This is a genomic window from Parachryseolinea silvisoli (genome assembly GCF_021190955.1).
Lineage (GTDB): Bacteria > Bacteroidota > Bacteroidia > Cytophagales > Cyclobacteriaceae > Ohtaekwangia > Ohtaekwangia silvisoli.
Genome location: NZ_JAIOAO010000001.1, coordinates 1,184,370 through 1,196,756, shown reverse-complemented (window position 1 = coordinate 1,196,756; position 12,387 = coordinate 1,184,370). Strand labels below are relative to the sequence as shown.

The 12,387-nt window shown below is 53.4% G+C and carries 7 protein-coding genes; all 7 read left to right on the top strand.

Annotation, left to right across the window (positions count from 1 at the left end; translation table 11 throughout):
• The first annotated feature begins 116 nt into the window (after positions 1 to 116).
• The gene (locus tag K7P01_RS04950; RefSeq protein WP_267290445.1) at positions 117 to 725 is read left to right on the top strand and encodes a sigma-70 family RNA polymerase sigma factor; all 609 of its coding nucleotides are present in this window, start codon (positions 117 to 119) and stop codon (positions 723 to 725) included.
• A 75-nt stretch (positions 726 to 800) separates the two neighbouring features.
• Positions 801 to 1,922 carry a FecR family protein gene (locus K7P01_RS04945; protein WP_267290443.1) on the top strand — a complete coding sequence of 374 codons (1,122 nt, stop codon included), beginning with the start codon at positions 801 to 803 and terminating at the stop codon, positions 1,920 to 1,922.
• Positions 1,923 to 2,140: 218 nt separating this feature from the next.
• Complete coding sequence (locus tag K7P01_RS04940) at positions 2,141 to 5,581, top strand: TonB-dependent receptor (protein WP_267290441.1); 3,441 nt, start codon at positions 2,141 to 2,143, stop codon at positions 5,579 to 5,581.
• A gap of 11 nt (positions 5,582 to 5,592) precedes the next feature.
• On the top strand, positions 5,593 to 7,506 hold the full coding sequence (locus K7P01_RS04935; protein ID WP_267290439.1) for a RagB/SusD family nutrient uptake outer membrane protein: 1,914 nt from the start codon (positions 5,593 to 5,595) through the stop codon (positions 7,504 to 7,506).
• Between the two features lie 31 nt (positions 7,507 to 7,537).
• A complete protein-coding gene (locus tag K7P01_RS04930) occupies positions 7,538 to 8,728 on the top strand; it encodes a DUF4959 domain-containing protein (protein WP_267290437.1) in 1,191 nt (396 codons plus the stop codon).
• A 7-nt stretch (positions 8,729 to 8,735) separates the two neighbouring features.
• Complete coding sequence (locus tag K7P01_RS04925) at positions 8,736 to 9,959, top strand: DUF4998 domain-containing protein (protein ID WP_267290435.1); 1,224 nt, start codon at positions 8,736 to 8,738, stop codon at positions 9,957 to 9,959.
• 109 nt (positions 9,960 to 10,068) lie between these two features.
• The gene (locus K7P01_RS04920) at positions 10,069 to 12,342 is read left to right on the top strand and encodes a glycoside hydrolase family 3 N-terminal domain-containing protein (RefSeq protein WP_267290433.1); all 2,274 of its coding nucleotides are present in this window, start codon (positions 10,069 to 10,071) and stop codon (positions 12,340 to 12,342) included.
• The last annotated feature ends 45 nt before the right edge of the window (positions 12,343 to 12,387 follow it).

Here is a 12,387-nt window from a genome sequence, read left to right as displayed (position 1 = left end):
TTTGTACATCATTAAATAAATGAGGAACTTTCGTATAAGGTTGACTAGCCCACAACCTAAACCGAACACCCTTCCATCGATGCTCCTGTGCGCGCGGGGTGGTTCCGAAAAGTCTTATGTCCAACTACAGTGCTTATAACGATCATGAACTGTCGACCTTGTTGAAGGCCGATGACCATGGTGCGTTTAATGAGATCTATGGGCGGTACTGGAAGAAGATGTTGCTCATTGCGTGGAACCATAGTGAAGACAAAAGCTCGTCGAAGGACATTGTGCACGAAGTGTTTATTTCGTTGTGGGAGCGCCGCCACCAGGTGGTGATCGATAATCTGCCGGCCTTTCTGGCGACGGCGGTGAAATTCAGTATTTATAAGTATTACCAACGGGAGAGCAGGCGGTCTGAATTGCTTCGGCTGAACTATGAGTTCAGTGACTTGTCGCAGGATGAGGAGAAGCTGGATGCGCTCTTTTTGGAAGAATATATTAATGGAATAGTCGAGGAAATGCCTGCCAAGTGTCGGTTGGTGTTTCGCTGCCGGGAAAAGGGCATGAAAAACAGTGAGATTGCCGAACAGGCTCAAATCACCCAAAAGGCTGTGGAGCGGAACCTAACCCGCGCGTTGAATATCATCCGGGGAGAGCTCAAGAACTACGGGTGGCTGTTTGCCCTGGCTGCGCCCGTGTTGTACGCCATTTTGAAAGAGGTCGAAAAGACCGGATTCTAAGTTTTTGCGAAAATAAATCGTTTGCGCTGTGGGGTAAGGCCCAGGTTACGGTACATACCTGTACTAAACCGACTTATGCCTGTGGACCAGGAATACATCTACTCGTTACTGCGAAAATACAAGGATCGGACTGCCACGGAGGCGGAAAAGGAGGAATTGCGCTCCTGGTACCGGCAGCGTGCCGAACGCGACAGCGTCTTCCCCGAAGACGAACACGTTGTGGGCGAATCCATGCGCGTACGCCTGCATGATGAAATCACCCGACCGCAACGCGACCGCCGCCGCCAGTGGCTGGCTGCAGCATCTATACTCCTTATAATAGGTGTGGGCGTGGGGTTGTATTTGCGTCCCACCGTGGTCGACCCAGGCGACATTGTGCCCGGGAGCCACCAGGCAGTGCTCGTACTGGTGGATGGAACAAGGATCTCGCTTACCGAAGCCGCCAACGGAAATATTGCCAGTCAGGAAGATATTGAAATCACCAAGTCCGGTGACGGCCAGCTGATCTATACTCTTGCATCGAACCGCAAAGGTACTGCGCCCGCTTCAGGATATAATACTATCGAAACACCGAAGGGCGGACAGTATCAAGTGGTGCTGCCCGATGGATCGAAGATCTGGTTGAACGCCTACTCGTCGCTGCGGTTGCCACTGAATTTTTCGGAAGGTGCTGAACGTCGTGTAGAGCTGAAAGGGGAGGCGTACTTCGAAGTAAGCCATCAGCCGACACGTCCCTTTACCGTGGTGTCGGGGCAGCATGCTGTACAAGTATTAGGCACGCATTTCAATGTAAAGGCTTATGCGGATGAGCCGGATATTAAAACAAGCTTACTGGAAGGGAAAGTGCGCGTCACGGCGGGTACCCACAGCGTGACGCTGGCCCCGGGGCAACAATCGCGTCTGGTAGAAGAAAATATCACGGTAGCGGAAATAGACACGCGCGAAGCCGTGGCCTGGAAAGAAGGTTATTTTAGGTTTGATGACGAACGTCTTGAGGACATCATGCGCAGCGTCGCACGGTGGTATGATGTGGACGTGGTCTTTGAAAATGATGCCCTGAAAGAAGAAACGTTTGGTGCCGTGACGACGCGGTTTACCAGGATATCAACGCTGCTGGAGATTATGGAGCAAACCGGGGATGTGCAATTCCGGGTAGAGGGGAAGACGATTTACATCAGCAGCAAACCACCGGCATAATGTCGGTATACTTACGAAGCGCCCTGAAGGCAGGCTAACGAAATACTACTAAACACTAACCGCCATGAAAAAGACCAAATCTCCACCACCCGCTACATCCTGAGATTGAAGAGGCCTATATATGAGAACAGAGGCACTTACGATGCCCCTGCTCATAGCCTGCTTCATTCAGAATGTCACTATTGATAACGATTCCTTACTTAACGCAAGCCATTCAAATGTACACAAATTGTACGACTAATATTGGCATGCCTTCGGGCTACGTCAAGAAATTCCTGCTTATTATGAAGATCACCACTTTTGTCATCTTCCTGGCAATTATGCAGGCAAGCGGAGCGGTTTTTTCTCAGAAGATCACGTATGAGAAAAAAAATGCCACGCTCAAGGAGATATTCGGTGAGATCAACAAACAGACCGGATACAATATATTTTGGTCGCCTAAAAAGGTGAAAGATGCCCCCCGGCTGAATGTGAGCTTTCGCGAAACGCCTGTAGAGGATGTGCTGAAGGTTTGCCTTCGCAACCTGCCGCTGACGTATGCCATCGAGGGCAGCAATGTTATCATCAAAGAAATTACTGCCGCCAACGCCTATCGTGCCGACGCCGAGCCTGTCGACATTACCATCAAGGGCAACGTCAAGGACGAGACAGGCGAAGGTATACCGGGCGTGAGTGTCCTGTTAAAAGGCACTACGAGTGGTACTACGTCCGACCGCGACGGTAACTACCAGATCAACGTACCGTCGGCTGGGGAAGGGATATTGGTATATTCCTTCCTGGGATATAAAACGGTGGAAGAGACGATCAACGGGCGTACGGTGATCGACGTGCAACTGGAAGTAGACGTGGCCAGCCTGGAGGAGGTGGTGGTCGTCGCCTTCGGTACGCAAAAGAAAGCGAGTATGGTGAGCTCGATCGAGACAGTCAACCCGGCAGAGATGAAGGTACCTTCCAGTAACCTGACGACGGCGCTGGCCGGCCGCGTGTCGGGGGTGATTGCCTACCAACGCAGCGGCGAGCCGGGGGCTGATAACGCCGACTTCTTTATTCGGGGTGTGACGACCTTTGGGTATAAAAAAGACCCGTTGATCCTGATCGATGGTATCGAGACGACTACTACGGAACTGGCGCGTCTGCACGTAGACGACATCGCGGCGTTCTCAATCCTGAAGGATGCGACTGCCACGGCGTTGTATGGTGCGCGTGGCGCCAACGGGGTGATCCAGGTGACGACCAAACGCGGCAGCGATGGTCCGGCAACGATCTCCTTCCGTTTCGAGAATTCTTTTTCGTCTAATACACAGAATATCGAGCTGGCCGATCCCATTACGTATATGGAGCTGGCCAACGAGGCGGTGCTAACGCGCAACCCGCTGGCGCCTTCGTTATACTCGCGCGAAAAGATCGAAGGTACACGTGCCGGGTTGAATCCGTATTTATATCCGTCCACAGACTGGCGCGGCATGCTGGTGAAGAAGGTGGTGAGCAATCAACGCTATAACCTCAACGTGAGCGGGGGTGGCGCCATTGCCCGGTATTATGTGTCGGGTGTGTTCTATCAGGACAATGGTAACCTGAACGTCGATAAGAGGTCGAACTTCAATAACAATATCAATTTGAAATCGTACCAGATGCGGAGCAACATCAGCATCAACCTGACCAAGAAGACCGAGCTCATTACACGTTTGTCGGGTAGCTTCGATGACTACCGCGGTCCGCTGGACGGTGGAGCCGATGCGTATAAAAAGATCATGCGGTCCAACCCGGTAATGTTCCCGGCGTATTACCCCGCGTCGTTCCTGCCGAATACCAATCACGTGCTGTTCGGCAACGCTACCCGTGCCGGCGCCAACGAGGGCGCGAGCTATATCAACCCGTACGCTGAGCTGGTGAAAGGGTATAAGGATTACGCCAAGTCACTGATCGATGCGCAATTCGAATTAAAGCAGGACCTGTCGTTTGTGTTCCCGGGCCTGGCGGCGAGCGGAATCTTCAATACATCGCGGTATTCGTACTTCGACGTAAACCGCTATTACAACCCGTATTTCTACAACGTCGCCACGTACAACCCGGAGTCGGAAGAGTATAGTCTGGCGTTGCTGAATGCCAATGGCAACCCGACGGAATACCTGAATTACAACGAGCTGGGCAAAGACATCAACTCGACCACGTACCTGCAGGGTAACATTATCTATAATGCCAGGTTTGACGATCACGATGTCAGCGGCCTGCTGGTATTTCAGCGTCGGCAGCAACTGCTCGCGAACCAGGGCAGTCTGCAAAAGTCACTGCCCTATCGCAACCAGGGTGTATCGGGTCGCTTTACGTATGGCTACCAGGATCGCCTGCTGGCGGAGTTTACGTTTGGCTATAATGGCTCGGAGCGGTTTTACAAAGACCAGCGCTACGGGTTCTTTCCCGCGGTGGGGGCTGGCTGGGTGATCTCGAACGAGCAATTCTTTAAAGGCTTCGGGCACATCGTGCAAAATCTGAAGTTGAAGGCGACGTACGGACTGGTGGGTAATGACGCCATCGGCGACGCCAACGACCGCTTCTTTTACCTGTCGAATGTAAACCTGAACGATGGCGGCCGGTCCTATACCTTCGGCGAGAACCTGAATCAGACGAAGAATGGTGTGAGCATCAGCCGGTATGACAACCGCGATATTTCATGGGAGACGGCCCGCAAGCTGAACCTGGGGATCGAGCTGGGGATCTTCAACGACTTTGACATCTTCATCGATTACTTCACCGAGCACCGGTCTAACATTTTGATGGATCGCGCATCGATCCCTGCCAGCGTAGGTTTGGCAGCAACCGTTCGCGCGAATGTGGGTGAGGCGCGTGGCCGTGGTGTCGATATGTCACTCGACTACAACCGCTCCTTCTCGAGCGGTGCGTGGTTAAAAGCACGCGGCAATTTTACCTATGCGCACAGCGAGTTTTTGAAGTATGAAGAGCCGCAATACGACGAAGCCTATCGCTACCACAAGGGACAGCCAATCAACCAGATCTACGGACTGGTAGCCGAGCGGCTGTTTGTGGACGAGACCGAAGTGAACAATTCACCCAAGCAGAATTTTGGTGAGTACCACGCCGGCGACATCAAGTACCGCGACATGAACGGCGACGGCCAGATTACCGATGCCGACCAGGTGCCGATCGGGCACCCGTGGTTGCCGGAGGTTGTGTATGGTTTCGGGTTCTCGTTTGGGTTTAAGGGCATCGACTTCTCGGCATTCTTCCAGGGTTCGGCCCGCTCGTCCTTCTGGCTCGACGCATCGAACACCTCGCCGTTCCAGAACGATGTACCGCTGCTAAAGGAATATGCCGACAGCCACTGGTCGGAAGAAAACCGCAACCTGTATGCGGTGTGGCCGCGTCTGAGCACGAACTATAACGGTAATAACTTCTCGCGCTACAGCACCTGGTTTATGCGCAACGGCGCCTTCCTGCGCGTGAAGACCATCGAGATGGGCTATACGCTGACGCCGGCACAAAGCAAGAAGCTGGGGATGTCGTCGGCACGTATTTATGTGAGTGGCAACAACCTATTCTTGTTAAGCGGCTTTGACATGTGGGATATCGAGATGGGTGGCAACGGCCTGGGCTACCCCATTCAGAAAGTATTCAACCTGGGCGCGCAGATCAAATTCTAACACCTCTTAAGATGAAGAACATTTTACGCTATAGCATCCTGTTCATTTCGCTGACGGTGTCGTTGACCGCCTGCGATTACCTCGACCTGGTGCCCGACAATGTGGCGACACTGGACCACGCCTTTGCCAACCGGCTGGAGGCAGAGAAGTATTTATATACCTGCTACTCGTACCTGCCCGGTCAGAACAGCGGCTTTGGCAGCATCGGCCTGCTGGGCGCCGACGAGCTGTGGACGTACCACCCGCAGAACGGCTCGAACAATTACCCGGCGCTGGAGATCGCCAAAGGCAACCAGAATATAAACGATCCCTACATGAACTGCTGGGACGGCAACAACGGCGGTCAGTCAATCTACAGGGCCATTCGTGATTGTAACATTTTCCTGGAAAACGTCAGCAACCCGGCGAAGGTAAACGATCTGGACCCTGTGATGCGGCGGCGTTGGATCGGGGAGGCGCAGTTTCTGAAAGCCTATTACCACTTCTACCTTTTCCGCATGTACGGCCCGATCGTGCTGTTGCCGAAGAACCACCCGGTGACGAGCTCGACGGACGAGTTCCGCGACAAACGTGCGCCGGTAGACGAAGTGGTGACCTATATTTCTGCGCTGCTGGACACGGCAGCTACCAACCTGCCCGACGCGATCCTGAACCGCTCGACCGAGCTGGGCCGGGTAACGCGTCCTGCCGCGTTGATGCTGAAAGCTAAGCTGTGGGTGACTGCAGCCAGTCCGTTATTCAACGGAAACCCGGACTATGCCAACTTTGTGGATCATGACGGGGTGCACTTATTCAACCCCACGGTGGAGCAGGTGAAATGGGACTCTGCCGTAGCGGCCTGTGAAATAGCGATCGAAGCCGCGCATGAGACCGGCGTACGGTTGTATACCTTCTCTACGTTTGCCAGGCTGAGCGATACGACGATTATACAAATGGGCATTCGTGGTGCGGTAAGCGAACGGTGGAACTCCGAATTAATCTGGGGACTGTCGGGTCGCGCGGCGACCGATCTGCAAAAAGATTGTATGGCCCGGCTGGATCAACAGTTTCCGTTGAACATCTGGGGTGCCAAGGACCTGATCAACCCGACGCTCAATATCTCGCACCTTTTCTATTCGGATCACGGGGTGCCTATGGAAGAAGACAAGAATTTTAATTATTCCGGTCGCTATTCGTTACGTTCTGCAGGGGCCGACGAACGGTATAATTTGATCGAGGGTTATCAGACGGCGTCTATTCAGTTCAACCGCGAGCACCGCTACTATGCCGACCTGGCGTTCGACGGCTCGGTGTGGTATATGCAAAACAGTCAGAGCCAGTCGGACAGGAATACCTGGACGGTGCGGGCGAAGAAAGGTCAACCGCAGTCGCGCATCGGCGCGAACAACTACTCGTCTACCGGTTTGTGGACGAAAAAGCTGGTGAACTGGAAATTAGTGATCACCCAGACCGATGCCACGGTAGAAGGTTACCCCTGGCCCGAGATGCGTTTGGCCGATCTATACCTGCTGTATGCCGAGGCCCTGAATGAAGTGGGGCGTGGGATGGATGCGTTGCCGTGGGTCGATCAGATTCGCGCGCGCGCCGGTCTGGAAGGTGTACAGGATTCGTGGACGAACTATTCGATCCAGCCGGCGAAGTTTTCATCGCAGGTGGGGTTGCGCGAGATCATCCAGCGTGAACGCGCCATCGAGCTGATGTTCGAGGGGAGCCGGTTCTGGGACCTGAGACGATGGAAGACCGCCAGCGATGAGCTCAATACAGGCATCTTCGGGTGGAATATCGAGCAGGAAAGTGCCACGGCGTACTACCATCCACGCCTGTTATATAGCCAGCATTTTATTGCACCGCGCGACTACCTGTTCCCGCTGAAGCAAAACGACCTGGTCGTGAATCCCAAGCTGGTGCAAAATCCCGGCTGGTAATAAAATCAATGTTCCTTTAAATCTGATTAAAATGAACAGTATAAAATATATCGCTATATGCAGCCTGCTGGCGGCTGTCGCCGGAGGCTGTGACACCGATCAGCTCAGTTCCATTGAAACCGACAAGTCAGCACCGGGACCGATCAAGAACGTAGAAGCAGAGCCCCTGGCCGGCGCCGCGCGCCTCACATACTCGCTTCCGTCAGATCCCGACCTGCTTTATGTGCAGGCGATCTATAAAAATAAGGCCGGGCGCGATATGGAGTTTAAGAGCTCGTATTATACCAATACGTTGGTCATAAATGGTTTTGCCGATACGTTGGCGCACGCGGTAGACTTGTATGCCGTTGACCGCAGCGGTAACCGGTCGACGCCCGTTACGATCCAGGTAACGCCGAAGACACCACCCGTACTAACCACCTTTCATACACTGTTGGTAGAGCCTGATTTCGGTGGGGCGACGATATCGTTCATCAATGCAACCAGGGCTGACCTGGCGATCATTGTGACGACGCCCGACTCGACGGGTAATATGGCCGTGATACGTACCTTCTACACGGCGCGTGACACGGCAAGCTTCTCTGTGCGCGGGTTTGAATCTGTATCGCGCCAGTTCGGTGTCTTTGTACGCGACCGTTGGGGGAATGAGTCGGATGTATTGCTGCAAGAGCTGACTCCGATCTATGAGATTCAGCTTGATAAAACCAAGTTTCGTGAAATTTCCCTCCCAGGCGATGCCGCGTGTACGTCGTGGGGTGGTGCGATGCCCTATGTATGGGACGGTCGTGTCACGGGCGACGTAAGCGGCTTTGGATTGCATACCGGCAACGCCAGCACGGGGGTGCCGAAGGTCATTACGTTCGACCTGGGGGTAGAGGCGCAATTGAGTCGTTTCAGTCTGCAGACGGTACAAGATGACCGCCATTGGTATAACGACGTGTCGCCCAAGCGTTATGAAGTGTGGGGAACGACGAATTATAACCCTGACGGCTCGATGGACGGCTGGACAAAGCTTCTTTCTATCACAAACATCAAACCGTCAGGATTGCCCATTGGTCTGTTTACAGACGACGATCGCACGGCGGGCCGCATTGGCGACGAAGCGGATGTACCTACGGACATGCCGCGCGTTCGGTACATCCGCATCCGATGTCTGGAAAACTGGTCGGGTAACACGAATATGGTGTTTTCGGAAGTGACGTTCTGGGGTAGCGATAAATAAGCTCTATATGAAACCATTGAAGCGTAATAGCATGAAGAATCTGATAGGAGTATTTGTCGTTTTGTTGTTGGTCGCTGCTGCGGCATGTACTGACATGGACGACTATCTGAAATATACCGGCGGAAAGGAATTGATCTATACCGGAAAGGTCGACTCGGCCCACGCCCGTGCGGGCAGCAACCGTGTGGTGATTACGGGACTGTTGATTTCGGACCCGAAGATTGTAAACCTGAAGGTTTACTGGAACACGCGGCAGGATTCGCTGATCCTACCGATCGAGCGGAGTGCAGGCGTGGATAGTCTCGCGATTCCGATTGCGCTTCCCGAGGGGCGTTATAATTTTGAGCTGATTACGTATGATGCCGTGGGCAATGCGTCGGTAACCGTATTTGAATCGGGATCGTCGTATGGTATGACCTACCAGGAGTCGTTGATCAATCGGCCGATTAAGGCAGCAGAAGCGCGTGGACTTAATGAGGTACAAGTTGATATGTATAATAGCGACGAGACGGCGCTGTTTACGGAGATCATTTATACGAACGTAGCGGATGAAGTGAAAGTCTTACGGATTCCGTCGGATGTGGAAAGCGTAACATTGGCCGATATCAAGAACCAGACGAAGTTTTCGTATCAGACCTATTATCTGCCTGAGGAGACGGCTGTTGATACCTTTAAGGCAGTGCCGCAGATCATTGGTGTGTCGCAGGATATTACTACGACCTATCTCAAAAACTCGATTCGTCCGATCCAGCGGGGTGACGCCGGTACGGGGAAGTGGGGGACACCGAAGGATTGGCTGTTCAATTCGAATATTACGAATCAGGACGGCGGCACCGGTGGGGGCTGGTCGTGGGATGATAGCGGCGTATTTCATTTCGAAACAGAGCACTGGGACGGCGCGGGTGTAAGCAATGGCAAGGTATGGCAAACCTTTACATTGCCGGCAGGTACGTATACCATCTCGTACGAGACAGGTAACTATGGTGGCGGTCAGTACGATGTTTACGAGCTCGTGGTCGCGGGCACCGAGCTACCCGATATTGACAATATCGGTACAACGTTGGCCTCTTTCCACGGTACGCCGGGTGGCAGCCTGGGCGGTACACATAACCTGACGTTTACGTTGGACGAGCCGACAGAGATTGCTACGGGTTGGGTGGTTAATACCGGCCAGAATGTATACCTGCAATTCAGAAGTGTAAAGCTTGTCGTTGCTTCGAGTGGATTTTAAACCAAACCAATAACTCCTGCACCGGCGGTGTATGCCGCCGGTGTTTTTTGCCATTCCAATTAACCCAATACCCTTTTAATTAATTGCTCATCGACTTTTAACCAATGGAATGAAGACTGTTTTTTTTGCTGCGACCTGTATTTTTACAACACTAACCTTTTGCGGCCATGCCCAACTCAATCCGGGCAAGCCGTTGTATAAAGATAAAACGGCGCCAGTACCTGTGCGGGTAGAAGACCTGCTGGAGCGGATGACGCTGAAAGAAAAGATTCTGCAACTGCAAAACCGCGGCAGTGGCCGCGCCGACGAGATCGGCCGCATCTTCAACGGTGAGAGCTGGGGCTGTACCCACGAGATGGGTATGCGCGCCATTGACTGTGCGAAGATGTATCAGAAGCTACAGCAGTATATGGCCACGAAGACCCGGCTGGGTATTCCCATCATTACAGCAGCGGAGGGTATCGAGGGGATTCTGCAAAACGAGTGTACCATCTTCCCGCAGGCGCTGGCCCAGGGCAGTACGTTTAATCCCGCACTGGTACGCCGCATGACGGAAGCAGCGGGGGAAGAGGCCAAGGTGATTGGTATTCACCAGATCTTGTCGCCCGTGCTTGACATTGCGCGCGAGCTACGCTGGGGGCGCATCGAAGAGACTTACGGTGAAGACCCGTACCTGATCGGCGAGATGGCCACTGCGTTTATACGTGGTTATCAGAAACACAATATTACTTGTACGCCAAAGCACTTCCTGGCCCACGGTTCGCCGTCGGGTGGGTTGAATTGTGCTAACGTGAGTGGGGGCGAGCGCGAGCTGCGCAGCCTGTATATGTATCCGTTCAAACGCGTAATTGCTGCCACGCAGCCGTGGTCGGTGATGTCGTGCTATAGCGCCTACGATGGCCTGGCGGTGACGGGGTCGGCGTATTATATGACGGACATTCTGCGTGGAGAGCTGGGCTTTAAGGGTTACGTATATTCCGACTGGGGCTCGGTAGACAGGTTGCAGACGTTCCACCACCAGGCGGCTACGCAGGAAGAGGCGGCGAAAATTGCCCTGACGGCGGGAGTTGACCTAAACATTGATGGTGCGTACACTAAGCTGGAGGCGCTGGTGCAAAGCGGCCAGTTGGAAATGCGGTATATCGACCAGGCTGTGCGCCGGGTGTTGACGACCAAGTTTTCGCTCGGCTTGTTTGATGCGCCGTATGGCGATTCGACTAAGGTGGCCAAGGTCGTGCGCAGTGCCGACAAGGTGGCGCTGTCGAAAGAGGTGGCTGACGAAAGCGCCGTACTGTTGAAGAATAGCAATAATATCTTGCCGTTGGACCTGGCGAAGTATAAAACCATTGCCGTGCTTGGTCCAAATAGTAACCAGACTGTGTTTGGTGATTATTCTTGGACGGGGCCTGATACCAAAGAAGGTGTTACGTTGCTGAAAGGGCTGCAAGACATAGTGGGCAATAAAGCTGCGTTGCGCCATGCAGAGGGCTGCGATTGGTGGAGCCAGGATCGCTCGCGTATTCCCGATGCAGTGAAGGCTGCGCAAGGCAGTGATCTGGTGATCGTGGCCATTGGTACACGCAGCACATACCTGGGGCGTGGTGCGAAGAACTCGACGGCGGGTGAGGGTTTTGATATTTCTTCGTTGGAGTTGCCCGGTGTACAGGAGGAGCTGCTGAAGGCGGTGAAGGCTACGGGCAAGCCAATGGTTGTGGTGGTTATTTCGGGTAAGCCTTTGGCCATGCCGTGGGTGAAAGACAATGCAGACGCGGTGGTGGCGCAGTGGTATGGTGGTGAGATGCAGGGACGGTCGATGGCCGACATTTTGATAGGGCGTGTAAATCCCTCGGGTAAGCTGAATGTGTCGTTCCCGCGCAGCACGGGGAATACGCCTTGCTTCTATAATCACTATGTGACAGATCGGGAGAGCCCGTTCGATCAGCCGGGTTCGCCGAACGAGGCGCACGGACATTATATATTCGATACGCCTGAGCCGCTATGGAACTTTGGGTATGGTTTAAGCTATTCATACTTTACCTATCGACGTTGTGTATCGCGCGACTCGTTGCTGGCGCAGACGGACACCATTAAGATCGATGTCGAGTTGGAAAATACCAGCACGCGCGATGGTAAGGAAGTGGTGCAGTTGTATGTGCGCGACAAGGTCAGCTCGGTGGCGACACCGGTACAACAATTAAAAGCCTTTCAAAAAGTATTGGTCAAAGCCGGTAAGCGTGTAACGGTTACGCTGCAGGTTCCGGTGTCTGAGCTGGGGCTGTATAATGACCGTATGCGCTACGTAGTGGAGCCGGGTGAGTTCGATATTCAGATCGGCAGTGCCTCTGACCAAATTCATTTTCACAAAACGATTCTAGTTCATTAAAAGTAGTGTTTCGGGAGTGGCTGCCGGGTGCTTTCGGGTAATTGT